This window comes from Albibacterium bauzanense, assembly GCF_004339765.1.
Classification (GTDB): domain Bacteria; phylum Bacteroidota; class Bacteroidia; order Sphingobacteriales; family Sphingobacteriaceae; genus Albibacterium; species Albibacterium bauzanense.
In genome coordinates this window covers 270,592-296,845 of sequence record NZ_SMGO01000003.1, presented here as the reverse complement: position 1 = coordinate 296,845, position 26,254 = coordinate 270,592, and the positions used below count along the sequence as shown (strand labels likewise).

Below are 26,254 nucleotides of genomic sequence, written 5' to 3'. Positions count from 1 at the left end.
TTATGTTAAATGATTATAAAGAAATAGCTTCCGGTTTGAAGGGTTTCCAAGACTTGGATCCTTTAATGTTGCGAATTGATAATGCACACCATGTTTTATTAGGAGAAGCTTCGCATGGAACTCATGAATATTATGTTTGGCGTACCCGAATCACGAAGAGGTTACTCTTAGAGAAAAAATTCAATTTCATTGCTGTAGAAGGCGATTGGCCTGATTGTTATCGCATCAACCGTTTTATAAAAGGATATGCAGATCAGGATAAAACTGCTGTTGAATTATTGAAAGCATTTGACCGATGGCCTACATGGATGTGGGCAAACTGGGAAATCGTTGCACTGATAGATTGGCTTAAGGAATATAATTCTAGCCTTCCGGCAAATGAAAGAGTTGGGTTTTATGGCCTTGACGTTTATAGCCTTTGGGAATCTCTGGAAGCATTAATGGATTATCTTTCTAAGCATGATCCGAAAGCAGCTGAACTTGCAGAAGAGGCTATTCAATGTTTCGAACCTTATGGTGAAGATGAACATCGCTATGCAAAATCTCTGCATTCAATCAGTAATTCTTGTTATGAAGCCGTTATCAGCCTTTTACAGGAAATTCGTAAAAAAGCTCCGATATATGACCATGACCCCGAAGCTGCATTGAATACAGAACAGAATGCAGAAATTGCTGTCAATGCAGAAAGGTATTATCGCAATATGATGGGTTTTAATGTTAATACCTGGAATCTCAGAGATACTCATATGGTTGATACATTAAACCGGATATTGAAATTTTATGGTAATGAAGCTAAGGCGATTGTTTGGGAACATAATACACATATTGGTGATGCACGTTATACTGATATGAAAGATTCAGGAGATATTAATGTAGGACAATTGGTGCGACAGCAGAAAGGTAAAAAGGATACCGTATTAGTAGGATTCGGGTCTTATGAAGGAACGGTAATTGCCGGAAAAAACTGGGGAGCTGCTATTGAAAGAATGTATGTTCCAGCAGCTCGTCCAGGTAGTATTGAAGAAATTTTACATGAGGAGTCTGATGAAGATAGACTGCTAATCTTTGATTCTTCTAATGAAAGTGAATGGTATAATGAAATGCTACCTCATCGCGCTATCGGTGTAGTTTACCATCCTGCTTTTGAAAAGTATGGAAATTATGTTCCTACAAAATTGAATTCTCGCTATGATGCATTCATTTATATAGATCAGACAAAAGCTTTACATCCATTGCATATTCACCCCGATGGTCATAAAGTACCTGAGACTTTTCCATTTGAATATTAAGGTACTATAACCCTGGCACGGTGAATTATACTATGTTTTTTCTGTGAACGAAGTCTCCAAAATGCTCTCCATCCAGCTTCTCATCGGCATAGCTTTTAAGTATGGGTTTTATAGATTGAAGTATCTCTTCTTCAGAGAGCATTTCCTTGTATAAAGTATTTAAGCGATCGCCATTATAACTGGCACCCAGGTATAAATTATAGGTGCCTATTGCCCTTCCGATAAAACCAATTTCACCTAGCGCAGAACGTGCACAACCATTCGGACAACCGGTCATACGTATAGTAATAGGCTCGTTTTCTAAACCTACTTCTTTTATAATTACGTCTAATTTATCAATCAGAGAAGGTAAATAACGTTCTGATTCTGCAAATGCCAATCCGCAGGTTCCTAATGCTACACAAGCCATGGAGTTTAATCGTAAACCTGTGTTCTCAGGATTGTTTAATACTCCATTTTCAGTAAGGATGCCTTCAATCGTTAATAAAGCACTTTTATCTACATTGCCAATAATCAGATTTTGATTTCCGGTAAGCCTTAAATCACATTCAACCTGCTTTGCAATTTCACGAATTGCGGTTTTTAAAGTATAGCCCTTTTTATCTTTCACCCTGCCGTTTTCAACAAAAAGTGTGTAAAATAACTTTCCATTGTGGCCTTCAGTCCAGCCATACGTATCGCCATTGGTAGTGAAATTAAAAGGACGAGATGGCTCTAATGAGTAACCTAATCTGGAATTCAACTCATTTACAAACCAATCTAATCCACGATTATCAATCGTATATTTCAATCGTGCATTTTTACGGTTAAGCCGGTTTCCAAAATCACGCTGAATAGCGATCACTGTTTCTGCAACTTCTTGAACTTTATCTGGCGTAATGAAGCCAATAACATTAGATAGGCGTGGATAGGTTTTTGCATCTCCAAAAGTACTTCCCATACCTCCGCCAACTCCAACGTTAAAGCCTAAAAGCTCTCCGTTTTCCTCAATAGTGATAAAACCCAGATCACTGGCAAAAAAATCGATATCGTTATGTGGGGGAGTTGCAAATCCGATCTTAAACTTCCTTGGAAGATAGGTGCTATGATACAATGGTTCTACATCTTCTGTACCAGCAACTTTTTCCTGATCCAGCCAAATCTCGTAATATGCTTTTGTGTGGGGTTGAAAGTAATCGCTTAGTTTTTTCGCGAGTCCAAATACCTCCTCATGAACATAAGAAAGGAAAGGATTGGGATTACACATTACATTCCTGTTTACATCTCCACAGGTTGCAATGGTAGTAAGCAAAGCTTTGTTAACATCCTGAATAACACTCTTTAAATTCCTTTTCAAGATGCCATGAAACTGAAAAGACTGCCTTGTGGTAAGTTTTAATGTGCCATTGCCATATTTATCTGCAAGTTTATCCAGCACCAGCCACTGAGCAGGAGTTGTTACACCACCTGCTGCCCGAACCCGAGTCATAAACTGGTAAAGCGGTTCTAACTTTTGCCTTTTACGTTCCTTTTCCAGATCCCGATCATATTGCAGATAAGAACCGTGAAATTTGATAAGCTTTGCATCTTCAGGCGTTACAGATCCTGTTAATGTATTATTAAGGCTTTCTATAATGGTGCCTCGTAAATAATTACTTCCACCTTTTAAGTGTTCTTCCTGCGAAACTTCTTCGCTGGCAATTATATTCTCCATTTTCTTATTTGCTGTGTATTATAAATTATTAGAGACCAACGCTTTTAGTAGATGTCTGTTTGATAGCGATTAGATTGCTGCATGGCTTTTATATATTCATCTGCTTTATCTTTTGTCAATCCTCCATGAGTTTGGATGATATCTTTTAAAGCAAAATCTACATCTTTTGCCATATGCTGTGCATCACCGCAAACATAGAAATGAGCACCATTCTCTAACCAATTAAAAAGTTCTTTGCCCTTCTCCATCATCCTGTGCTGTACATAAATCTTTCTTTCCTGATCGCGAGAGAAAGCTACATCTGCTTTTGTTAGAACTCCGTCTTTAATATATTGCAGCCACTCCGACTGATAAAGGAAATCGGTTGTGAAGTTCCTTTCACCAAAGAATAGCCATGATTTTCCGTGTGAATCTGTCAGTTCGCGATGTTGCATAAACGAACGATATGGTGCTATACCTGTACCAGCACCCACCATGATAATAGGCGAATCCGGATTAGCGGGAAGCTTAAATCGAGTATTTGGATCAATAAAAACCTTCACTTGCTCATCGGTATGAACACGATCTGATAAAAACGATGAACAAAAGCCTTCTTTGTATCTGCCATAACCTTCATATCGAACTACGGATACAGCAATATGAACTTCATCATCAACTGCTTCCTGGCTGGAGGCAATGGAGTACATTCTAGGTGTATTCTTCCGTAAAATAGATATCAACTCATCAGGAGATAATTTATAAGGTACCTCTTGCAAGAGGTCGTAAATGTCGCGGCCGTGGATGTATTCTGCAATTGAACTATTGTTGGAAATTATTTTCTGTAAGCTATCATTTCCAGTAAGTTCTGCATAATGCTTTAATGATACACTTGTTAATGGAGTAAGCTCATAATCGTCGCTGAGAGCATCGAATAAGCTTTTCTCTCCATGATGGGTTTTAACTCTTTCTTCTCCGGAGAGCTTGCATAAATTTAGTATTCCATCGGTTAATCGTTTAGAGTTGATTGCATAAATTCCAAGCGCGTCGCCTGGTTCATAATGCAATTCAGATCCCTTTAAATCTAACTCCAAATGGATGGTTTCTTTTTCAGAATTACGTCCATTCAGGTTTATTTTATTTAAGATCGTTGCTGGAAATGGATTCTTACGGTTGTAAACTGTCTCCAACTTGATAAGAGGTTTTTGCTCAACTACCGTAGCTTGTATACTCCCTCCATTACCAGCTGTCAGTTTAGAAATTACTTCTTGTAACCATGCTGCATGGCCATCTTCATAATCAACATCACATTCTACTCTTTTTGCGATTCGATTTGCGCCTAATTTTTCAAGTATTTCATCAAATTGGATACCTGCCTGGCAAAATTCTGTATAGCTGCTATCGCCTAAGGCTAATACAGAATAGTCTATATGTTTTAATTCAGGAGCTTTCGAACTATGTAAGAATGCATGAAATTCTTCTGCTTCCGGAGGAGGATCTCCTAAGCCATGTGTGCTCACGATCACGAGTAGTTTTTTGATCGTTTTGAGTTCTCTTACTTTAAAAGAACCCATATCTGCGACTTTGGTTTCGAAACCTAATTCACCAATTGCTTTTGCTGATTGCTTAGCTAAACCTTCGCTGTTTCCTGTGTGGGTACCATAAAGTATCCACACGGGGTCAGCTGAAACAGATTTAATTTGCTTTAGTTCAGGTTCGGCTAGATTTAGATCAGTAAAAGAAGTCGTATTTTGTAGAAGAGGGTCTATTCCTGTTAAGAAACCGCGTAGCCATTGAAATTGATTCTCATTGAGTTGAGAAAACAGTTTGTTAAATTCTTTAGCTTGTTCGTCAGAAAACGGCCCTCTTTTAAAGCCTGTTTCCCAGTCCATAAATTAGATATTTGGTTGAGGGGTGTAACGTAAATAAGGATTAACTACACGATGGCCCTTTGGAAAATTCTTAGGGATATCTTCATCTTTAATAGCGGTAGAAATAACAACATCTTGTCCAACTTCCCAGTCAACCGGAGTGCCAACACTGTATTCGCTGGTTAATTGTAAAGAGTCTAGTACACGTAAAATCTCAGCATAGTTTCTGCCAGTAGAAGCAGGGTAGGTGATGGTAGCTTTAATTTTTTTATCAGGGCCAATAAAGAATACCGATCTTACCGGTGCAGTAGTAGATGCATTTGGATGAATCATGCCATATAATTCAGCCACTTTGCGATCCGGATCTGCAATTACAGGAAAATTAACAGTCGTGTTTTGAGTAGCATTGATATCTTTTACCCAGCCTTCGTGTGAACTAAGGTCGTTAACACTTACAAAAATTACTTTGGTATTTCTCTTATCAAATTCAGCTTTTAATTGTGCTGTACGACCAAGCTCTGTAGTACAAATAGGTGTAAAATCTGCAGGGTGTGAGAATAAGATTGCCCAACCATTGCCAATCCATTTGTGAAAATCAATTTCACCGCTTGTTGTTGTTGCACTGAAATCAGGAGCAGTGTCTCCAATTTGTAAACTCATTTTTATTTATTATTTAAGGTTAAACATTTAATTCTTGATGGTTTGTGTATCCAACTTAATTTCTTCCCGAAGAAATTTGATAAAGTAATCGAAGTAAACAGGGTAGTCCCGATTACGGATCCTGGCGATATACTGCTGTCGGAAAAAGCCTTCCGGATTAATCTTTATGGCTTTAATCTCATCATTTAAATAGGGTTGTAAGGCCCAGTTGGCCAATACAATAACACCCATGTTTGCTTTAACTAACTCTATCGATGCTTCAGTAAGAGGCAATACGATTAGCTTTTTAGGGTTAATACCCTTTGGAGTCAATTGCGTTCTGAAAATAGAAACGGTATCAAGAGGTAAAGAATGAATAATCAATGAAACATCCTGAAAGTCTTCGGCCTCTACATATTCTCTGTTTGCCCAAGGGTGGTGGTTACAAACTACAGCAAGCATTTCATCTGAGAAGAGCTGTACAAACTCAATCTGCTCAATCTGTTCCGGATTGCTGGTTATTGCTAAATCCAATTCACCTTCTATCAGCTTTTCTATCGGACGGTGTGTTGCTTCAAACACGATTTCGATCTCCACATTTGGAAATTCTCCCTTGAATTTTTTAAGAACTGCTGGTAGCCAATGATAGCTTGTATAACATTCAGTGCTGATGCGGATGACACCATTCTCGCCATTCATCATCTTTTTTATTTCAGATTCGGCAGAGTCTAGTTCTTTAATGACCTTATTAGCAACTGCATAGAGCTTTTTGCCAACAGGAGTAAGTATTAGTTTTTTATTTCTACGATAGAAGACTAAGGTTCCTACTTGTAATTCTGCTTCTTTGAGTTGGTAGCTTAAAGCACTTTGAGATAAGTGGAGTACATCCATTGCTCTAGTGATGCTGCCTTCTTCAACTATAGCCTTAATTAGTCTGAGATATCGTATTTCCATTGTGGTTGATTGATCAAATGTAGGTCTTGATAAATAACATCAAGAGAGATTTGCATGAAAGTTTTTAATGTATACTATGCAATTTACTGATAATAACTATAGATATTATAGTCTATAAATGGATAATTATAAACAATCATCGAATAATTACATTTTGATGAAGTAAAGTTGTTAAATCACTTGTACTTTCCTTTAGATGATTGAAAACATTCTTTCTCGTTCTAGTGCTACATCTACGTTATTTATTTTAAAAAAGCTGAGATATAGCGCATGGATAGTGCATGAATACTTCTAAGACGTAAAGCAAGGTAAGATTAAGTATTATCTAAAGCTGCTTGAAGTCCCTTATTTTTATAAAGTCTATAAAAATAGTAGATTTTATTTTGTGGTGTGAAAAACTTGTTTTAATATTGTCGACTAATTCAGTAGACAATATATGAAAACAAATCGAAATCCAGTTTTAAACCCCGAAAAAGTCTTTATCGTTTATGATAGTTTATGTTGAAACAGCCCTGTAATTCAATTTAAACACAGTATTTATATCATAATTAATTTTTTATTTAAAGATCAAAGACAAGTCATGAAATCTATAATTACCTTATTTTTTATTTTAACCCTTGGAAGCACCGTGCTTTCCACAGGTTTTACTTATGCGCAAAGTCCTGTAACAGGTATAATAAAGCGCACTAATGGAGTTCCGGTACCACATGCGACTGTGGTAATAAGAGGCACTAATATTTCTGTAAGTGCAGATGAAAATGGAGCCTTCAGTATTACTTCAAGGCAAGAGCCTCCATTTTACCTTCAGGTTAGTTCTGTTGGTTACAAAGCCCAGGATTTTCAGATATTGCAAATTCAGGATACACCTGTCGAGTTAGTTTTGCTTGAAAGTTCTTTGCTGGATGAGATTGTTGTAACTTCAAGAAGACGTTCAGAAGCCCTGCAGGAAGTGCCTATCCCGATTTCGGTGATAGGAGGTAGCCAAATTGAACAATCAGGCGCCTTTAATGTCAATAGAGTAAAAGAGCTTATTCCATCGGTTCAGCTTTATACATCTAATCCTCGTAATACAGGAATCAATATTCGTGGAATAGGTTCACCATTCGGACTTACGAATGATGGTCTTGATCCAGGTGTTGGGTTTTACGTAGACGGTGTATATTATGCTCGTCCGGCGGCTGCAACCATTGATTTTATTGATGTAGAGCGTATTGAGGTATTGCGCGGTCCGCAGGGTACGTTGTTTGGTAAAAATACAAGTGCGGGGGCGTTCAATATCATAACGCGTAAAGCTAGTTTTATACCAGAAGCTACCTTTGAGACCAGTTTTGGGAATTATGGGTATATTCAAGCAAAAGCCTCCATATCCGGCCCATTGAGCAATAAATTTGCTGCGCGTCTTTCTTTTTCAGGAACACAACGCGACGGGCTGATTGAAAATGTAAAAACAGGATATTCTGTTAATGATATCAATAACCTGGGTTTACGTGCTCAGCTGCTTTACAAGTATTCAGAGAATCTTTCTATTACACTTGCCGGAGATTTTACTGATCAAAAACCTGATGGTTATGCGCAAGTTGTTGCAGGAGTTGCACCTACATTACGCCCTGCATATCGCCAATTTGATGCGATAACTGCAGATCTTGGTTATTCGCTGCCAAGCTTAAATGCTTTTGATCGTAAAATAGATCATGATACTCCTTGGAGATCGGGCAATCAATTGGGTGGTGTTTCTTTGAATTTGGATGCTAAAATAGGACCGGGTACTTTAACTTCTACTACTGCATGGCGTTATTGGAATTGGGATCCTTCTAATGACCGGGATTTTACAGGTTTACAGGCATTATCAAAATCACAAAATCCTTCGAAACATAGAAATTGGTCGCAGGAAATTCGTTATGCAGGTGAGCTATCTTCTAATTTAAGTGGTGTTGTTGGTGTATTTTACATGGATCAAGAAGTTAAAACTACGGGTACTGAAGAATCTGGCTCAGCTCAATGGCGTTTTTCACAGAACTCAACCAGTGAATTATGGAAAACTCCCGGGCTTTTTGAAGGGTATGGTATCTACACAAATGCTTCTATCAAATCTCAAAGTGCGGCAGTATTTGCTAGTCTGGATTGGGAAATTGTAGAAGGTTTGCATGTTTTGCCGGGTGCTCGCTTTAACTATGATAAGAAGGTTGTTGATTATAACCGGATTGCCAAAGGTGGTTTGGAAACTACTGATCCGGCATTGATTGCATTAAAAAATGCTGTTTATAGCAGTCAACAATATAAAGCAGATGCTGATGAAAACAACTTCACTTATCAGCTTACGGTAGCTTACAAACCTAGCAGACGTATTAATGCCTTTGCTACTTATTCTACTAGCTTTAAGCCTGTAGGAGTTAATGTGGCTGGTTTGCCAACTATTAATGGTGAAGCGGCAACAGATCTGGCAGTTATCAAACCTGAAGATACAAAGCATTATGAGTTAGGGATTAAGACTACTCCAACAGATAACCTGACATTGAATTTAACGTTCCATAATTCGGATATTAAGGATTATCAGACCAATGTTCAATCAGCAGAATTAGGTGTTAATCGTGGTTATATTGCAAATGCTGAGAAAGTTAACGTAAAGGGTATTGAGTTTGATGCTAACATTAGGGTAAATGAATACTTTTCTTTCTATGGAGCTGCTGCTTATACGGATGCAAAATATGTTAAATTCACAAATGCACCGCTTCCGTTGGAAGAAACAGGTTTAACAGTAGATGGGGTACAGGTAGCATTTAAAGATATTTCAGGAGGGGTACTTCCCGGTGTTTCAAAATGGGCCGGATCAATTGGTGGCGAATTTGCTATCGCAGCTAAATCTATCGGTAAAGATGTGAAATTCTTTATTGCGTTGGATGACTCTTTCCGTTCTTCATTCTCGTCAAGTTCATCTCCATCAACCTATTTAAATATTGACGGTTATACAGTGCTTAATGCCAGAGCTGGTTTTAAAGCTCCCTACGGCCTTTCAGGCTATATATGGAGCCGTAATTTGCTTGATAAGGATTATTTTGAACAACTATTGCCAGCAGGTGGTAATGCTGGTCATTATGCCGGCGTACTTGGAGATCAAAGAACTTTCGGAGTGACTTTACGTTATGGTTTTTAAGATTATTTTTGCTATCTATAACTAAAGGAAGAAGATTAGTTCTAGAGAACTGACGCTCAATTATAATAAAAAGCAGGGGTACTCATAAATTTATGAGTGCCCCTGCTTTTTTATTATTTGAATAACATTGGAGCAAATTCTGATAGGTAATCACGCCAATTGGTCCAGGTATGACCGCCTTCGCTTTCTCTGTATTTGTATGGAAAGCCCATTTGATCAAGCTTTGCCCGATAGGCTGTTACACGATCAAATAGAAAATCTGTTTTGCCTACAGCAATCCAATAAAGTTTGAATCCGTTTGCTTTTTGTTGTTCTAATGTTTTATCATATTCAGCATTTCCATCTGCAGCACCCGGAGCAGAAAATACGCCCATATAATCAAATGTATTTGGATGTAATCTGGAGATATTTATTGTATGTCCACCTCCCATAGATAATCCTGCAATTGCACGGTTAGCTTTATCAGCTTTTACGCGGTAATTGCTCTCAATAAATTTAATTACATCAGGGAAAGTTTCTTCCATTTTTCCTGGTGTATTTGCTACCTGCATAGATGGTTTATACATTCCCATACTTGATTCTCCCGGAGCTGCCTCTTGAGCATTGTTTCCGTTGGTCATTACTACAAGCATTGGTTTTGCTTTTCCTTGGGCAATCAGGTTATCCATGATTTGAGAAGCTCTTCCTAAAGCTATCCAAGCTTCTTCATCACCACCGGCACCATGTAATAAATAAAGAACTGGATATTTCTCGTTGGTATTTTCATAGTTTGGAGGAGTATAGATGGTTATTCTTCTTTTTTTATTATTTCCTGGCGAATCATACCATCTACGGGCAACGGTTCCATGAGGTACGTTATTTACTTGATATAGATCTGCCTTTCCATTTCCAACAATAAAGACATTGGTTACGGTAGCTACATCTCTTATCAAATAGACGTTATTAGGATCGGTGGTTTTAAACCTATCAACAAAGAAGGAGTACATATATAAGTCGGATGCCAGAGCAGAGGTAGTATAAGTCCAAATGCCATCTGCATTTTTGGTCATATCTGCCGAGCGGGGAGCAGGCATCCAATCTCCGGAAATTTTTACCTCTTTTGCATTGGGCGCCAGAAGCCTGAAAGTAACTGTTTGATTATTATGAACTTCTGGAGAGATAATATTTGTTGCACCTCCCAAAGCTTGTTGGGCGAAAGAAGCTATGCTCCATAAAGCTATAATAAAAGTTAGAATAATTGACTTTTTCATAATTCTTGAGTTTATTTAAATAATAAGGGTACAAATTCTGAAAGATAATCGCGCCAATTGGTCCAGGTATGGCCGCCTTCGCTTTCTCTGTATTGATATTTCATACCTATTTTATCAAGTTTCTCTCTGTACTCGGTTACGGTTTTGTAAAGAAAATCTGTTTTGCCGATAGCTATCCAGTAAAGTTTATACCCATTATCTTTTTGCTTTTGTAATGTGTTATCGAAGTCTGCATATGCAGGTGATGTTGTTTGACTGGGCATAATAGCAGCAGAAAATAGACCTACATAATCGAAAGTATTAGGATAGTATCTTGATATGTGTAATGAGTGATATCCTCCCATAGATAAACCTGCGATTGCACGATTCGCTTTATCAGCCTTTACACGGTAATTGCTTTCTATGAATTTGATTACGTCAGAAAAGGTTTCTTCCATTTTACCATCCATTGTGTTTTCAAGCTGCATGGTTGGTTTGTAGAAACCGAGGCTTGATTCTCCCGGGGCTGCTTCCTGAGCAACGTTTCCATTGGTCATTACCACGATCATTGGTTTTGCTTTTCCTTGGGCAATCAGGTTATCCATAATTTGTGATGTTCTTCCTAATGCTATCCAAGCTTCTTCATCTCCTCCCATACCATGCAAAAGGTAAAGAACAGGATATTTTTCATTGCTGTTTTCGTAGTTTGGCGGAGTGTAGATTGTTACTCTTCTCTTTTTGTTATTTCCTGGTGAATCATACCATCTGCGAGCTACAGTTCCGTGAGGTACATTGTTTACCTGGTATAGATCTGCTTTTCCATCCCCAACGATAAAGACATTGGTTACAGAAGCTACGTCTCTGATTAGATAAACATTATTAGGGTCTGTAGTTTTAAATCCATCAACGAGAAATGAGTACATATATAAGTCGGATGGCAGAGCAGAGGTTGTATAAGTCCAGATTCCTCCTTCTCCTTTAGTCATATTTACAGATCCAGGTACCCAGCCTTCCGCCGGCATCCAATCGCCTGATACTTTTACTTCTGTTGCATTGGGTGCAAGCAATCTGAAGGTTACTGTTTGATTGCTATTGACCTCTGGAGAAATGATGTTTGTGGCGCCACCTAATGCCTGTTGCGCATAAGAGGCAATGCAAAGTAGCCCTAAGAAGATTGTTAAAACGATTTGTTTTTTCATTGTTTGATTTGATTTGATTTATTTATTTGAATTAAAATAGGTAGCATACCTATATTTGATATGCTACCTGAATATATCTACCAATTGTTGTTTTGATCAATTTGTTTGTTAACGTTCATTTCATGTTCCGGGAAAGGGAGTAATTCATGTTTCCCTGTTATAAAACCAAAGACAGTATTTGTATACGGATATTGTACATCGAATGAACCGTCTCCTTTTACGCCAAAGAATACAGGAACATTTTTACCTTGGTTTTCTAATGCACTCTTTGCATCTCCCCAGCGAACCAGATCTTGAAATCTTACACCTTCAAAACAAAGTTCTAAACGTTTTTCTTTCTTGATATCATCTAAGGTAACCGATCCCAGTTTTGTTAAATGGGCACGTTCACGAACCATATTTACATAAGTAAGTGCGCTTGCTGGGTCATTTGATTTAATAGACGCTTCAGCGGCTAATAATAGAACTTCAGCATAGCGCATTACACGATAGTTGGCTGTTATTGTGAATCCAAAAGAAGTTGGGATTACTTCAGAGCCTATGTAACGTTGTTTCCAGTTGAAATAACCCTCATTTCCATATAATCCTGTTCCTGGATTAAGGGTGATGGTCATTGCCATTAAATCTTTATATGTTTTTATGGTGTTATTTAATCGATATCCGTTTGTACCTTCCATTTGTACGAAGGCATTATAAAGACCAACTCTAGGGCTTGCAAAACCCCATCCTGCTGGATAGATAGGCTGGACACCAGAATAATAACCTGTTAAATTTAATTTATCACTACGATAGCCTAACATGGTTCCAAGGATGGTATTGCCTTGATTCAGTGCATTATCAGGGTCATTAATAGAGTTAAATTCAAAAATAGACTCGTTATTGAAATCAGCTACTGCACGCAATACGTTTTCATAATCTGCATATAAGCTATATTTTCCAGGGTTTATTATTTTCTTCAGGGTAGTTGCCGCTTCTGCGTTTTTACCTTGAAATACTTGAGCTTTTCCAAGAAAGGCAATGGCTGCTTCTTCTGTTAAGCGCGCAGGTTCAGCTAAATTCTTAGCACTGCCTTTTTTCGGCAAAGCTCCACTGGCAATCGCTTCTGTATAATCTGTTTCGATCTGTTTCCAAATGTCTGCTATATTACCATTTGGTTGCTGATATTCGCTGGGAGTTAATTCTGCTGTTACTAATGGTACTGCACCCCATAGAGTAACCAGATCAAAATAAATTGCTGCGCGTACGACTTTTGCTTCTGCATTTGCTCTGGCTTTTATATCTGTATCTGTTTCTAAATTATTTATTACCTGGTTAGAAAGATAGATGATATTATAGTAACTTGAGAAAACACCGCTTACTGTTGTGTTTGCAGGCCCGAAGTTATATTCATTGACTTGCTCAAATTGAGCATTATCTCCACGAGCTCCTCCTCCAGTAATTATATCGTCGGAAAGAAGGTTCTTTAGAAAATATTGATTGAATTGTGAGCCTCTCCAAGCTGAATATACAGCCGCAATTGCTTCTTGTGCATCGCTATCTGTTTTGTAAAAGTCTTCAGTACTGGTTGCGCCTTTTTGTGGAACTATTAGTGAATCTTTACAGCTGCTAAGAATAATAAACATACATAGCAGGCTTGTATAAAATATTTTTGATTTCATAATTTCTAAAAATTAAAAAGTTAAATTTATACCTACAACTGCTTTCCTTGAAATAGGGTATGAACCTTTGTCTACACCCAATGCAGAAGTTGAACCTGCTGATGCTTCAGGGTCCATGCCTGGATATTTTGTAAATGTAAACCAGTCGTCAAGGGAAACATAAATTCTGCTATTGCTAAGAAAGCCTTTTGAGAATTTTTGAGGTAGACTGTAGCCTACTTGAATTTGTTTGATCTTGAAGAAAGAACCATCAAAGATTGCTGCATCGCTAATCCAATATTTATCTTCTCCATTTGCATTTGGACGAGGGTATTGTGCGTTTTGGTTCTCTGGAGTCCAGCGATCATCATAAAATATAGACAATTTATTTCCTCTAGGACGGTCTGTTCTTGTAAGAGCATTGAAAATATCATTTCCTTTAGAGCCGGCACCAAAAACAGTTAAATCAAATCCTTTATAAGCAGCTGATAATGTAATGCCATAAGTAAAGTCTGGGATCGCGCTTCCAATCATTACCTTATCATCATCGTTAATTATTCCGTCTGTTTGATCATTGATGCCATCTTTATTACTATCTACAGTCAGTTGATCTCTGAATATTGGATTACCGGTAGCATTGTCGATATCTTCTACTTGATATCCTCTAAAATACCATACTGGTAAACCTTCTTCAAAAGCTGTTATTCCTTGGTTTGTATGGTAAGAGGCTCCACTTATTCTTGAGATACTAGGATCTAAATAGGTTACTTTGTTTTTAAGGGTGGCTATATTTCCACGGATACCATAAGAGAAATCATTGATTTGATCATTCCAGCCCAGTTCTAATTCTAACCCTCTGTTAGATACATTACCTGCGTTTACTGTAGTGGTACTTACACCAGTTTCATAGGGTGGTGTAATTGCAACTAGGAGATCTTTGGTTTTTTTGTCGTAATAATCAAAAGACAACGATAAACGATTCTTGAATGCCCTTAGATCAAAACCAAAGTCTAATTGCTCTGAGGTTTCCCATTTTAATTCTGGATTGCTTAAACGTGAAGGTGATGATGCAATTTGATAGATAATATCATCTGTATACGGGTAGCTTCCGCCTGAAGTTATTGCAGCTCTGTATGCGTAACCTCCTAAAGGGCCTGTACTGCCATTTTGTCCCCAACTTGCTCTTAGTTTTAGGAATGAAAGGGCATTGATTTCTGGAAAGAAATCTTCCTCTGAAATTACATAACCTGCAGAAAAGGCCGGGAAAGTTCCCCATCTGTTTTCATAAGGCAATACCGATGTATCACTGGCATCTCTACGAATTGATGCCTGGAATAAGTACCTATCCAGGTAGTTGTAATTGATACGCCCGAAGTATGACATCTTACGAGAGTAATTGGAGCCTCCGCCAACAGTTTTAGTAGCTGAAGGTGTTAGATAGCCTAAATCCCAATATAAAGGATCATCTTTAGTAATTGCATTCCCTGCTCCATTTACAGATGTGCTTTCACTGTGCTGATAGGAGGTACCTAAGAGGGCTGTAAAGTTGTGATCATTTACGCTAAAATTATAATTCGCGAAATTTTCCCATTGGTAATAGATGCTGTTTCTTGAAGTACGGCTTACATTGATGTCATTTCTATAGGTTACGGCATTTGCATAATATATTTTTGCAAATGTATAGTCGTTGCCAAATGAGCCTCTATAACCCAGTTTCGATGTGAAAGTTAGGTTTTTGATGGGTGTAATATCGGCAAATAGAGTTCCTAAAAGATTTGAACCCCCATTGTTACCTACACTGTTATCGCGCATAATTCCCGGATGAACTTGCTCTGATTCAAAGATCTGAGATAAACCATAGTACTGGCCTTGTGGGTTTCTGAGCAATACTCTTCCATTATCGAGAAGGTTTTGCATAAAAGGAGGTAATTTGTCAGCATCGTATACATCCGGAGTTAGTGGATCCATCGTTAAAACGGATGCCAGCAAGCTACCATATTCAGAGTTTTCAGAAACCGATTTAGTTTCCCATTTTTCGAGAACATTTGTTGTTCCTATTTTTATCCAAGGCTTTATCTTGTAATCAGCATTGATCATTCCGGTTAGGCGTTTATAAACATCGTTATCGCCTTTGATGATACCATTCTGGTTTAAGTGTGATAAGGATACATAATAAGAACCTTTGTCATTTCCTCCTTGAAAACCTAGATTATGTCTTTGCATTACTGAGTTTTCAAAAGCTACGTCTGTCCATTTAGTACTTGTTTTACCATCCCATAATGAGGATATCTCATTTTCTGTGATGATGTTTCCTTCGGTCATGTAATTGATATATTCATTGGAGTTCATGATTTTAGGAATCTTGTTTAACTCATTTACTGAATACATATAATCATATGTTATCTTTCCGTTGCCTTGTTTTCCTTTTTTTGTAGTAATTAAGACTACTCCGTTTCCTGCTTCAGCGCCGTATATCGCAGCAGATGCAGCATCTTTCAGAATTTCCATGCTTTCAATGTTGTTAGGATCAATGGCACCGATATCACTTATTCTTAAGCCATCAACTACATATAAAGGTTCAGAGGCAGAGTTAGAACTATACCCACGGATACGTACGGTGGCATTTTTGCCGGGAGCTCCAGAAGTTTGTATAACCTGGATACCAGCAGCTTTACCTTGTAATGCTTGTTGTGCTGTAGTAACGGTACGGTTTTCTATATCAGCAGCTTTTACTTGTGATATAGACCCGGTTAAGTCGCTTTTTCGTTGAACGCCATAACCAACAACAACAACATCTTCTAATGCTGTTGCGTCTTCACTTAATGAAACGTTTATTCTATCTTGTCCATTAACATTGATCTCCTTTAGAGTATATCCAATATAAGAGACTTGAAGGATTGCATTACGGTTGCTTACTTCAAGGGAGTAATTGCCATTTACATCAGAAACCACACCATTGCTGGTTCCTTTTTCTGTAATATTTGCTCCTGGTAATACTAGCCCTTGTTGGTCGACTATAGTTCCTGAAATTCTAAACCGCTGTGCTTGAACATTAGCAACTAGGGTTTCTTTTGAGAGAACCATTGCTTTTTGTCTGATAACTACCTGTCTGTCATCAATCTTATAATCGAGGTTGGTGTTGTGGAAAACTTCATCAAGAATCTGAGGGAGTGTTGCATTTTTTAGATTCAGAGATACTTTCCGGTTTTTATTCAGGATACCATCTTTATAAAAAAAGATATATTCACTTGAGTTTTGAATTTGTTTAAATAAGTCCTCAATACCTACACTTTGGACTTTAACATCCATTTTGGTTTGAGAATATGATGCATTTGCATATGCAGAACTTAGTCCGATGCAAGTCAACAGTACAAATATTTTCATAGCGGTTAAAAATTTAAACCTGAAAATTCGGTGCCTCTCCCAATTATTGGGGGCAATACGATTTTTATTCATAATTTTGTTTTTCTAAAATTTTAGTATTGCTGGATTTCCAGCGATGTTAAATCGACTGTCAGAGGATGTTAGCGCATCTTCTGACTTTTTTAATTAGGTTAGTTGATGTTTATTTCATATTTCCTGGTTTTTAGTTAATAATAAATTGGTTATTTGTTGTCTTTTCGAATTCGAAATCCGATGTTTCTTTAATGATGTTCAGAACCTGTTCTACTGTTTCTTTTAAATCCAGTGAACCTGAGAATGTCTGATTTTCGAGCCGCTTGTTTTTAATCTCAATAGATGCATTGTAGTAGCGCGATAATTGTTTCATAATATCTTTTAGGTTATCATTTTTGAAGATTATGATACCATCTCTCCATGAAAAATATTTATCTACATCGACGGTAGCTGTTGAAATACTGCGTGAGTCTTTAGAATAGGAGGCAAACGTACCCGGCTTAATAATAAGACTTTGATCTTTGATTGAATTTCCTTTGTATTGGATTTTTACACTTCCATTTTTTAGAACTGTGTTGATGGAAGGGTCATCGCTATAATTACTTACATTAAATACTGTTCCCAGTACTTCAATTTCGAAATCTTTTGCAATAACCATGAATGGATGTGATTTGTCATGAGTAACTTCAAAAATAGCTTCCCCTTCTAGGTATACTTTTCTTTTATCTTCATTAAAACTAGCAGGGTAGGCCAGTTTTGAACCTGAATTGAGCCAAACGGTGCTTCCATCAGATAGTTGAAGCTTTGTTCTTTTGCCATAGGGAACGATTAAAGTATTCATGGTCACACGCGTATTGTCATCTACGATTTGTGAGTTGCCGATCTTGATCTTTTCACCTGTGGAGGAGTAGGAGATGCTTGAGTTATTATCTGCTATATCAATATTTTGGTTCTCATTTAAAACCAATGTCACATTTTGTAGGGTATCAGCATTTAAATTTTGAAGTAAGGATGTATATTTTTCATTATCTATTGATTGGAGGGGTGTTGAATGATTGTAATGAAGAAATAAACCTATAGAAAGAAATAGGATAAGACTAGCTGCGATGGCATATTTGATCCTAAGTTTTCTTTTATATGAAAATATAGAATGGGTAATACGTTTTTTTAAGTTGTCTTTTTCTTCTTGTGTTAGAGAAGGTGTTTCGTTTGTGTTACTGTCTTTCATTATTTTATATAGAGACGTGATGAATTTTGTCTTTATATATATAAGTAAGGAAGTAGGCTTTTATAGACAGTTATTTTAAAATAAATTTTTATTGCTGAATGTTTTTCTTTTTCAAAGAAGAGTTTAAGGAGGAATACTTGAGAGCTAGAGAGGAATACTTGAGATAATGATGCTAAGCAAAGTCAGCTTTTTTCTTAAAGATTTTATTCCTCTATAAATTGTGGTTCGCGAGGTTTGGACTGTAATGTTCATTGTTTTAGCTATTTCTTCGTATGATTTGTTTTTATTAAAACGGAGATATAAGCCTTGTTTTTGAGTTTTCGAAAGAAGATCTAATGCTTTTGTAAGTTTTAAGTCTTGCTCGGCAAAGCTTTCTTCTTTGATTAGTTCTTCTTCGATAGAACCTATATAAAATTCTTGATTGTAAGTATTAAGGATATCTATTTCTGGAAGATGAGTTTTGTTTAATTGAATGTTTTTAATGATTTTCCTTTTTAAGGATAGAAGCAAGTAATATTTTACATTGTCTGTTTTTGCTAAATTATTATGGTACTTGTATAGGTCTAAGAATAGATCATGTATACAATCTTTAACGAATTCTCGGTTCTGATGTATTTTAATTCCATAAGAAAATAACTCCTCGATATAAAGATCATATAAATTGCCCAATGCTGTGGTACAGCCTCCCTTCAATTTATTCCATAAAAATGCATCGTCTTTTTTATGAATGTTCAATTCTTAGTGATTTTTAGTTTAAAATGGTTTATATGGTGTAATAAGCAATGCTTATAGCTTTTAGTGTCTGTTAGACGCATTGAATGCTTAGACCGAAAATAGGAAAAATTTAAATAAGAAAGAATTTATTGTTAAAATAACCCTTTACGAAAAATGGCCCCAAAATTTTATGGAGCCATTTCTAAATATGATATGTTTAGTCTTAAGCCTTTATTATTGATTAACATCCTTTAAACTATTATTCAATGAATCTGCAGATTCTAAATGCTGCTTCAGTGTTGGTAAGGTTTTAGTAGCAAAAGCTTTTATATCTGCATCTTTTCCTTGCTGAGATGCTGTTTCAAATAACTGAACGGTTTTTTTATGATCTTTTACCATCATGTCCATATAATCTTTATCGAAGGTCGTACCGTTCTTGTTATTTAAATCTGCCATATGTTCGGAGTTTTCTCTACTAATTGTAGTTGGCAGGACGATGCCTTTTTCTTTTGCTAACGTCATTAACTCTTTATTTGCTTTGCCATGATCGGTAATCATTCTTTGTCCGAAATCTTTTACTCGCTGGTCTTGAGCATTGGTTAATGCAATTTTTCCTAATTGCTCTTCTGTCATTCCACCATCGGCAGCCTGAACGGCAAAGTCAGCATCATTATAACTCTCATTGGTTGCTACACCTAAGTCAGGAACAGTTCTATACACTGATGTATCCTGACTGGTGTTGTTAGCATCTTCAGCTAAATCAACGCTATCTTTACTACGGTTGTTACAAGCTTGTAATCCCCATAAAAGAATTGCAAAGACGATCAAATAACTTGACTTTTTCATAATTTTATTTTTAAAAATAATGTCATACTAGTTATCCACTTCAGCCTCCAAAGTTTGAGCTTCTTCAAGATGTGTTTTTAGAGTGGGTAGTTTTCCGGAAGCAAAACTTTTTAATTCTGTATCCATAACACCATTTGAACCTGAAGCGCTAGTAAAGAGGTCGACAGCGTCTTCATGAGATTCTACCATTATTTCAGCATATTCTTTATCGAAAGCTGTACCTGTTAAGGCGGTAAGAGTGGCTATTTTAATTTTGTCTTCTGCTTGTAATTCTGTTGATATAATCCAATCTTTTGATTCTGCAAGGGCTGATAATTCAACACCAACAGCCGTATGATCTTCTACCATATGATTTCCATAGTCTCTTACAAGTTCGCTTTCACCCTTAGACATTGCTAACGTTCCTGCAGCGATTTCAAAGTTATTGCTGCCTGAAGCTTTCGTTACAAATGTTTGATTATCCATTCTGATGTTATCTGCATCATCGTCATCACATGATTGAAAGGCTAGTACAGTTATTAAAGCTATAATTACAGTACTTAATAATCTTAATTTTTTCATAATATTCTTTTTAACCATTTTTATGAAGTAATAAATATCACTTCACATTAATACTATCATTATCAACTAATGAAGAAGTCTTATGTTTTCATATTTTATTTTATGGTAGAAATCGCATTTGTTATCAGTATAAATACGGGTAACGAAGTAAATTGTTTAAAGCTGTTCAATCTTACTTTCTAATAATATTTTATCTTTGAGAAAAGAACGATATGGCAATTGTTGATTTAAGTAAGGAATCTCAGAGTTTTAAATGGGTTGATGTTTCTAATCCATCCGAAGCAGAGATTAAACAGATAAGTAAGCAATTTAAGTTGCATAAATATACTTTACGTGATTGTTTGCAGCCTGATCATCTTCCTAAGAATGAAAACCTGGGAAACATGCAATTCGCAATTACACGTATATTGTTAGATGACATACCTGTTGAGTCTCATACGGTACAGGGTATAAGTAGCAAGGTTGCTATTTTCTATAATGCAGACTTGGTTGTTACCGTTCATCGTATTAAGCAACCTTTTTTAAAGAAGATATTTGAAGCAAGCAGCTATGATAGCAGTATTGAACTAGTAACGAAGATTAACTGGTATATTTTGCAGTCGTACGAGAACACCGTTTCCGCTCTTTCCAAAAATATTGACGACTATGAGGAGATGATCTTTTTGAAACCGCTGACTAAGGAAATATTAAAGGATTTATATCTTATTCGACGTAAGGCTTCTGTTTGTATGAAGTTGGTTTTATTAACAAAAGAAGTGATTAATAAGATACCGGTAGAGAATAATGACATTGTTGTTTTGCAAGACTTGAAAGATCTGCATTTAAAGCTCAACACGCTTTTTGAACAGGCTCATGAGGATTCCACTCATTTACTTGATATTTATTTATCGTTATCTTCTAAAAACTCCAATGAGGTAATGAAGGTTTTAACCATCTTTTCAGTATTCTTGCTTCCTCCGACCTTTATTGTAGGGCTTTATGGAATGAATTTCGCTTTTATGCCTGAATTACATTATAAATGGTCTTATCCGATAGTTGTTATGGTAATTATCGCGATTACTATTATAGTCTATCTTTGGTTTAAGAGAAAGAAATGGTTGTAGGATTGAATAATCTTTATAGAACGTTGCTTATTTAATAGTTTTTATATGAATTTTGGTCAAATAGAAAACCCGGGAGAGATAGATTTTACCTTACCGAAGGATCATGCAGATACTAAGAAGAATCTTGCATCAGGCAATAAGAAATCTTTTGAAGTTTATGTGGGATGTGCAAAGTGGAACAAGCAGGATCTGAAAGGTTTTTATCCGCGAGGCAATAAAGATGAATTAACTTATTATGCTACGCAGTTTAACTCGATTGAATTAAATGCTACATTTTACAAAACACCAAGTTCTGAGCAAGTGCGGGTTTGGAGAGATAAGACATCGAAAGGTTTTAAATTCTATCCAAAGGTAAATAATGCTATCAGTCATTTTGGAAGGCTTAGCAATGTTGAAGATAAAGTAACTGAATTTTGTGATGCGATCAGTAATTTCGAAGACCGTTTAGGGATAAGCTTTCTTCAGGTGCATGATAATTTTAAACCACAGGATTATGGTCGTTTAGAGAAGTTTGTGAAAGAATATCCTAAAGTAATTCCATTGGCAGTAGAATTGAGAAATAGTGAATGGTTTAGTGACTTGACAGTAACTGATAAAGTGTTTGAGCTGTTCAGATCAGAGAATACAACTCCTATTATTGTAGATACGGCTGGCAGAAGAGACTTATTGCATATGCGTTTAACCAGTCCGAAAGCATTTGTTCGTTATGTTGGAGCAAATCATGCGAGTGATTATACTCGATTGGACGATTGGTTAGAAAGAATAGAACAGTGGAGGGCAGAAGGTCTGGAGTCATTACATTTTTTTGTGCACCAGAACGTTGAAAAGGAGTCTCCTTTACTTTCAGCTTATTTCATTGAGAAACTTAATAAGAGGTTTGACCTGGATCTTAAAGTCCCTAAAATGGCTTAATTACTTTCTGCTATATTCTTGTCCGAAAGGTGTAAAAGCAAGTCCCATTAATTTGAAGTGTTGCATTCCGAAAGGAATTCCAATAATAGTAATACATAAGAGGATTCCAAAAAGGAGATGGGTAAGAGCGATCCATATTCCTCCGCAGAATATCCAGATAATATTTAATATGGTTGATACACACCCTGTTGGTCTTTCTGATGATTGAAATTCCATGCCAAAGGGAGCCAATGCAACGAAGGCTAACTTAAAGCATTGAATGCCAAAAGGGATTCCTATTATTGTTAAACATAAAATGAGTCCGCCAACCAGGTATTCAAGGAATACGAAAAAGCCACCAAAGATAATCCAGATTATATTGCCTATTAAGTTCATATTATTCTACAATTCCAATTTTAACCTTCTTGTTTTTAATCTTTTCGTTTGCCAGTAATTTTAATAGCTGATTAACTTTAGTGCGCTTAACCGCTGCATAAGCAGATTTATCGTGTACTTCGATACGGCCGAGGTCGTCTTTTGCAAGCTTACCTTTCTGTAAGAACATTCCTACAATATCTATTTTATTAATCTTGTCTTTCTTCCCTGCTGCAATATAAAGAGTTATCCATTCAGTTGCAGGTGGAAGAATGTTTTTATCTGGTAAGGTGGTTAAGGGTACTGCTTTTAGGTATTCAGGAAACTTTCCATCGTTTAATATTAAGAAAGCGGTTCCTTCTGCCTGCATTCTAGCTGTGCGGCCATTTCTATGAATAAATGTTTCTTCGTTGCCTAATTGAAAGTGAATGATGCAGGCAATTTCGGGAATATCAAGTCCGCGGGATGCTAAATCAGTGCAGATTAATAGATGATAGCTACCATTTCTAAACTGCAGCAATGCTTTTTCGCGATCTACCTGTTCCATTCCACCATGGAAAATGCCATGTTGGATGCCGCTATCTTCTAAGGTTTCACTAATCCTATTGACTGCATCGCGGTGATTGCAAAACACAAGAGTGGGTTTATTACCAATATAGCAGATTAAAGAAAGCAGGGTTTCTACTTTATCTTCTGCTGTTGTAGATACAGCTTTGATATCAATATTAGGGATATGTTCGTCTGCCTTTAGAAAGTTGACTTCAATAGCGTTCTCAGCAAGTTGAACGAAGTCAGGTATATCATTAAGCTTGGTTGCAGAAGTCAGTATTTTTCTTGAAAGCTTGCTTAAGTTTTCAAGAATGAAGCTCATTTCATCGTGGAAACCAAATTCTAATGATTTGTCAAATTCATCTAGAACCAGAGTTTTTACTTTAGCAGTATCAAAGCTTTCGTTACGGATGTGATAAGAAATTCGACCAGGAGTACCGATTAATAGAGTAGGAGGTTCAATAAAGCTGTTTTTTTCTGTTTTAGTAGAATGTCCTCCATAGCAGCAAAGAACTTTATAGCCCGTGCCCATTTGTTTCCAAACCTGTTCTATTTGTACAGCAAGCTCGCGAGAAGGTGTAAGGATAAGAGCTTGGACACCTTTTGTGTCTTTTTTTAGTCGTGCTAATAGAGGAAATAGAAAAGCAAGGGTTTTACCTGAACCTGTAGGAGCTAATAAGGTAATGTCATTTGTTGAAGCTGCTTGAATGCTGGCCATTTGCATTTCATTCAGTTTCTGGATTTTTAAGTTCTCAAGAATTAGCTCTTTTGTCATGCTGTAAAAGTAAACCAAACTTCTTTCAGTTCGAAATTTTTATCGACCCTTAATAAATTTGCCTTTCTGTCAATAGCAATACTGCCTAGCTCATTTTCTATACCGATAACTTGTGCTGGGATTTGAGAAGCCATCGCAAACGCTTCTGAAGGTTCTATTCCTACATTTTTAATGCAGTTTCTCACTCCTTCTAATAAAGTTATTGCTGAACCAGATAGAATGCCTTCTGGAGTTTCATAATGATCGATTTTCTTTTGGTGTTTATAGATCCCGCTTGTAGAAGAAGCGACCGCATCTGTAATAATAAAAAGTTTTTTACCTAACTCGCGTTTTGCTAAAGCGATCATAGGATAACTTACATGAATACCATCTGGAATAATACTTGCAAAAGATTGTTTTTCAAAAATAGATAGAATTAAACCGGGTTCTCTGTGATGGAGTGAAGGCATTGCGTTAAATAAATGAGTTGCAGTTGTGACCTGTTTATTTAAGAAGCCGTTAGCCTCCTGGTAACTAGCATTGCTATGTCCAACTGATAAAGTTACATGGTTATCTTGTAATAATTTTAAAACCTCCTCATCCTGAAGTTCTGGTGCAATAGTCATCATTTTAATCTCTCCCTTAGCAAGTTCAAGCCAATGTTCTACTTCCTTTAATTGAGCCTTTCTTATTAATGATTCTGGATGTGCTCCTTTTTTTATTGGGTTCAGAAAAGGTCCTTCAAGATGTAAACCTAAAAAGGCTCCTTTACTTTTAAGACGAAAGGCCTTCGCTGTTTCAATAGCTTTTAAGACAATATCATCAGTATTGGTCGCGATTGTTGCTAAAAAGCCACAAATGCCTTGTTGGATTAAATCATTTTCTAAATTTTCAAGATTTTGAATACTAGGTTCTCCACCAAAGAAATTATCCCCAGTTCCATATAACTGCAAGTCGATAAGACCTGGAACCAGGTAATCGCCTTCTAAATCAATAACTTTAAATTGCTCTAAGGGCTGTTTACCTTTCTCTGTTCGATAAATGCTGTCTATCTTATTGTTAGCTACAACAACTGTCAGATTATTATGGAATTTATTTTCAAATAAAATAGTTCCGTTTATAAATAATGTTTTCATCAGAGTGATTTCTTAAGAGACGAAGTTATGAATATTCATTTGCCTCTAATGTGAGTTTTATGAACTCATGATGGTTTCATAAGTTCAATATTAAGTGAAATTATGAATCATAAATGATTTAATTATAATTAAATGCAGATCGGGCCAATAAATTGTATTTTTGGATAAAAAGCATCGTTATATGTTTCGTCATCATGGAAAGGGAAGAACTCTTGCTCATAACCTTCGATTAGCAACCTTATTATCTTTCGTTGCTGGTATGGTAAATATCTGTGGTGTTTTTTCTGTGAAAACATTAACAACGAACGTTACGGGCCATTTTGCGTTTTTTGCAGAAGAGATGGTTTTAGAAAACTATACACTTGCCTTTGTTTTTATATTGTATGTGCTATGTTTTCTGTTCGGTTCGTTTTTGTCGGGTTTGTTAACGGAAATTACCTCACGAAGTAAATCAAATTTTTCGCCTGCCTTACCACCAATGATAGTGGAGATCCTTGTTTTGATTTTAGTATGGGTATATAGCTATTTTTACGGTACCACTGGAAATAATGTACATATAATAGTATCAGCGCTCTTATTTGCGATGGGTGTTCAGAATTCATTGGTTACACAGGTGTCTAAATCTATTGTTAGGACAACTCACTTAACAGGCTTGTTTACAGATTTGGGAATAGAGTTGGCTCAACTTATATTTTATCGGGCTCCTTCTGAAGTAAAGAGGCTGAAACAGAGTATCTATTTAAGGGTGGCCATCATCTTGTTTTTCTTTATTGGTTGTATTGTAGGAGGTTTCCTTTTCAAATATTATGAACTGAAGACTTTGCTTATAGCATCCTTCTTTTTGATTATTACTTTGTTCTATGATTTGATACGATACAAGCTTTATTTTTTGAAACGAAGAATATTTACTGATAATTAAGTGAAATGATAGTTTTTTTAACTTATTCCTTGCAATTTTAAAAATTATACAGTTACTTTGATAAAATTTACAAAAGAACGTGAGATTTAATTCAATTATCACATCCATTATTATTACCACCGGTATTATTAATAACCGAGGGGG

20 protein-coding genes are annotated in these 26,254 nt (G+C 36.5%); 5 read left to right on the top strand and 15 right to left on the bottom strand.

Going from position 1 to position 26,254, the window contains the following annotated elements:
• Window positions 1–2: 2 nt before the first annotated feature.
• The gene (locus tag C8N28_RS12595; protein ID WP_132225445.1) at window positions 3–1,289 is read left to right on the top strand and encodes an erythromycin esterase family protein; all 1,287 of its coding nucleotides are present in this window, start codon (window positions 3–5) and stop codon (window positions 1,287–1,289) included.
• Between the two features lie 25 nt (window positions 1,290–1,314).
• On the opposite strand, the gene cysI is transcribed toward C8N28_RS12595, so the two are convergent.
• The 4 genes from cysI to C8N28_RS12575 are packed head-to-tail and all read right to left on the bottom strand — an operon-like array spanning window position 1,315 to window position 6,422.
• Window positions 1,315–2,982 carry an assimilatory sulfite reductase (NADPH) hemoprotein subunit gene (gene cysI, locus C8N28_RS12590; protein WP_132225443.1) on the bottom strand — a complete coding sequence of 556 codons (1,668 nt, stop codon included), beginning with the start codon at window positions 2,980–2,982 and terminating at the stop codon, window positions 1,315–1,317.
• Window positions 2,983–3,026: 44 nt separating this feature from the next.
• Window positions 3,027–4,850: an assimilatory sulfite reductase (NADPH) flavoprotein subunit gene (locus tag C8N28_RS12585; RefSeq protein WP_132225441.1), complete on the bottom strand. Its 1,824-nt coding sequence runs from the start codon at window positions 4,848–4,850 to the stop codon at window positions 3,027–3,029.
• 3 nt (window positions 4,851–4,853) lie between these two features.
• On the bottom strand, window positions 4,854–5,489 hold the full coding sequence (locus C8N28_RS12580) for a peroxiredoxin (RefSeq protein ID WP_132225439.1): 636 nt from the start codon (window positions 5,487–5,489) through the stop codon (window positions 4,854–4,856).
• A 27-nt stretch (window positions 5,490–5,516) separates the two neighbouring features.
• Window positions 5,517–6,422, bottom strand: coding sequence for a LysR family transcriptional regulator (locus C8N28_RS12575; RefSeq protein ID WP_132225437.1), 906 nt, complete (start codon window positions 6,420–6,422; stop codon window positions 5,517–5,519).
• Between the two features lie 580 nt (window positions 6,423–7,002).
• Between C8N28_RS12575 and C8N28_RS12570 the strand changes: the two genes are divergently transcribed.
• A complete protein-coding gene (locus C8N28_RS12570; protein ID WP_132225435.1) occupies window positions 7,003–9,573 on the top strand; it encodes a TonB-dependent receptor in 2,571 nt (856 codons plus the stop codon).
• A 113-nt stretch (window positions 9,574–9,686) separates the two neighbouring features.
• Here the strand turns inward: C8N28_RS12570 and C8N28_RS12565 are convergent, their stop codons facing one another.
• The 8 genes from C8N28_RS12565 to C8N28_RS12530 form a co-directional block, all read right to left on the bottom strand.
• Entirely contained in the window at window positions 9,687–10,823 is a 1,137-nt protein-coding gene (locus C8N28_RS12565) for an esterase (RefSeq protein ID WP_132225433.1), read from the bottom strand.
• Window positions 10,824–10,834: 11 nt separating this feature from the next.
• Window positions 10,835–12,001 (bottom strand): esterase, encoded by a 1,167-nt coding sequence (locus tag C8N28_RS12560; RefSeq protein WP_132225431.1) that lies wholly within the window; start codon window positions 11,999–12,001, stop codon window positions 10,835–10,837.
• 77 nt (window positions 12,002–12,078) lie between these two features.
• Window positions 12,079–13,659 (bottom strand): RagB/SusD family nutrient uptake outer membrane protein, encoded by a 1,581-nt coding sequence (locus C8N28_RS12555; RefSeq protein WP_132225429.1) that lies wholly within the window; start codon window positions 13,657–13,659, stop codon window positions 12,079–12,081.
• A 12-nt stretch (window positions 13,660–13,671) separates the two neighbouring features.
• Window positions 13,672–17,022, bottom strand: coding sequence for a TonB-dependent receptor (locus C8N28_RS12550; protein ID WP_165870340.1), 3,351 nt, complete (start codon window positions 17,020–17,022; stop codon window positions 13,672–13,674).
• A 202-nt stretch (window positions 17,023–17,224) separates the two neighbouring features.
• The gene (locus C8N28_RS12545; RefSeq protein WP_132225425.1) at window positions 17,225–18,262 is read right to left on the bottom strand and encodes a FecR family protein; all 1,038 of its coding nucleotides are present in this window, start codon (window positions 18,260–18,262) and stop codon (window positions 17,225–17,227) included.
• Between the two features lie 144 nt (window positions 18,263–18,406).
• Entirely contained in the window at window positions 18,407–18,997 is a 591-nt protein-coding gene (locus tag C8N28_RS12540) for an RNA polymerase sigma factor (protein WP_132225423.1), read from the bottom strand.
• Window positions 18,998–19,210: 213 nt separating this feature from the next.
• Window positions 19,211–19,822: a DUF4142 domain-containing protein gene (locus C8N28_RS12535; protein WP_132225421.1), complete on the bottom strand. Its 612-nt coding sequence runs from the start codon at window positions 19,820–19,822 to the stop codon at window positions 19,211–19,213.
• A 27-nt stretch (window positions 19,823–19,849) separates the two neighbouring features.
• On the bottom strand, window positions 19,850–20,383 hold the full coding sequence (locus tag C8N28_RS12530; protein WP_165870339.1) for a DUF4142 domain-containing protein: 534 nt from the start codon (window positions 20,381–20,383) through the stop codon (window positions 19,850–19,852).
• Window positions 20,384–20,595: 212 nt separating this feature from the next.
• On the opposite strand from C8N28_RS12530, the gene C8N28_RS12525 reads away from it, so the two are divergent.
• On the top strand, window positions 20,596–21,486 hold the full coding sequence (locus C8N28_RS12525; RefSeq protein WP_132225419.1) for a CorA family divalent cation transporter: 891 nt from the start codon (window positions 20,596–20,598) through the stop codon (window positions 21,484–21,486).
• Window positions 21,487–21,531: 45 nt separating this feature from the next.
• The gene (locus C8N28_RS12520; RefSeq protein ID WP_132225418.1) at window positions 21,532–22,398 is read left to right on the top strand and encodes a DUF72 domain-containing protein; all 867 of its coding nucleotides are present in this window, start codon (window positions 21,532–21,534) and stop codon (window positions 22,396–22,398) included.
• On the opposite strand, the gene C8N28_RS12515 is transcribed toward C8N28_RS12520, so the two are convergent.
• Genes C8N28_RS12515 through nagA form a run of 3 tightly spaced genes read right to left on the bottom strand, consistent with a single transcriptional unit; the run spans window position 22,399 to window position 25,191 of the window.
• Window positions 22,399–22,773: a YccF domain-containing protein gene (locus C8N28_RS12515; RefSeq protein WP_132225417.1), complete on the bottom strand. Its 375-nt coding sequence runs from the start codon at window positions 22,771–22,773 to the stop codon at window positions 22,399–22,401.
• A 1-nt stretch (window position 22,774) separates the two neighbouring features.
• Window positions 22,775–24,076, bottom strand: coding sequence for a DEAD/DEAH box helicase (locus tag C8N28_RS12510; protein ID WP_132225416.1), 1,302 nt, complete (start codon window positions 24,074–24,076; stop codon window positions 22,775–22,777).
• Window positions 24,073–25,191: an N-acetylglucosamine-6-phosphate deacetylase gene (gene nagA / locus C8N28_RS12505; protein ID WP_132225415.1), complete on the bottom strand. Its 1,119-nt coding sequence runs from the start codon at window positions 25,189–25,191 to the stop codon at window positions 24,073–24,075. The genes C8N28_RS12510 and nagA overlap by 4 nt, the downstream gene beginning before the upstream one ends.
• A gap of 160 nt (window positions 25,192–25,351) precedes the next feature.
• Here nagA and C8N28_RS12500 point away from each other — a divergent pair, with 160 nt between their 5' ends.
• The gene (locus C8N28_RS12500) at window positions 25,352–26,110 is read left to right on the top strand and encodes a YoaK family protein (RefSeq protein WP_246012819.1); all 759 of its coding nucleotides are present in this window, start codon (window positions 25,352–25,354) and stop codon (window positions 26,108–26,110) included.
• Window positions 26,111–26,254: the final 144 nt, after the last annotated feature.

Bases quoted from the DNA above. Each gene is read 5' to 3' on its own strand.
- C8N28_RS12595 (WP_132225445.1), top strand. From the start codon at position 3: ATGTTAAATGATTATAAAGAAATAGCTTCCGGTTTGAAGGGTTTCCAA.
- cysI (WP_132225443.1), bottom strand. From the start codon at position 2,982: ATGGAGAATATAATTGCCAGCGAAGAAGTTTCGCAGGAAGAACACTTA.
- C8N28_RS12585 (WP_132225441.1), bottom strand. From the start codon at position 4,850: ATGGACTGGGAAACAGGCTTTAAAAGAGGGCCGTTTTCTGACGAACAA.
- C8N28_RS12580 (WP_132225439.1), bottom strand. From the start codon at position 5,489: ATGAGTTTACAAATTGGAGACACTGCTCCTGATTTCAGTGCAACAACA.
- C8N28_RS12575 (WP_132225437.1), bottom strand. From the start codon at position 6,422: ATGGAAATACGATATCTCAGACTAATTAAGGCTATAGTTGAAGAAGGC.
- C8N28_RS12570 (WP_132225435.1), top strand. From the start codon at position 7,003: ATGAAATCTATAATTACCTTATTTTTTATTTTAACCCTTGGAAGCACC.
- C8N28_RS12565 (WP_132225433.1), bottom strand. From the start codon at position 10,823: ATGAAAAAGTCAATTATTCTAACTTTTATTATAGCTTTATGGAGCATA.
- C8N28_RS12560 (WP_132225431.1), bottom strand. From the start codon at position 12,001: ATGAAAAAACAAATCGTTTTAACAATCTTCTTAGGGCTACTTTGCATT.
- C8N28_RS12555 (WP_132225429.1), bottom strand. From the start codon at position 13,659: ATGAAATCAAAAATATTTTATACAAGCCTGCTATGTATGTTTATTATT.
- C8N28_RS12550 (WP_165870340.1), bottom strand. From the start codon at position 17,022: ATGAAAATATTTGTACTGTTGACTTGCATCGGACTAAGTTCTGCATAT.
- C8N28_RS12545 (WP_132225425.1), bottom strand. From the start codon at position 18,262: ATGAAAGACAGTAACACAAACGAAACACCTTCTCTAACACAAGAAGAA.
- C8N28_RS12535 (WP_132225421.1), bottom strand. From the start codon at position 19,822: ATGAAAAAGTCAAGTTATTTGATCGTCTTTGCAATTCTTTTATGGGGA.
- C8N28_RS12530 (WP_165870339.1), bottom strand. From the start codon at position 20,383: ATGAAAAAATTAAGATTATTAAGTACTGTAATTATAGCTTTAATAACT.
- C8N28_RS12525 (WP_132225419.1), top strand. From the start codon at position 20,596: ATGGCAATTGTTGATTTAAGTAAGGAATCTCAGAGTTTTAAATGGGTT.
- C8N28_RS12520 (WP_132225418.1), top strand. From the start codon at position 21,532: ATGAATTTTGGTCAAATAGAAAACCCGGGAGAGATAGATTTTACCTTA.
- C8N28_RS12515 (WP_132225417.1), bottom strand. From the start codon at position 22,773: ATGAACTTAATAGGCAATATAATCTGGATTATCTTTGGTGGCTTTTTC.
- C8N28_RS12510 (WP_132225416.1), bottom strand. From the start codon at position 24,076: ATGACAAAAGAGCTAATTCTTGAGAACTTAAAAATCCAGAAACTGAAT.
- nagA (WP_132225415.1), bottom strand. From the start codon at position 25,191: ATGAAAACATTATTTATAAACGGAACTATTTTATTTGAAAATAAATTC.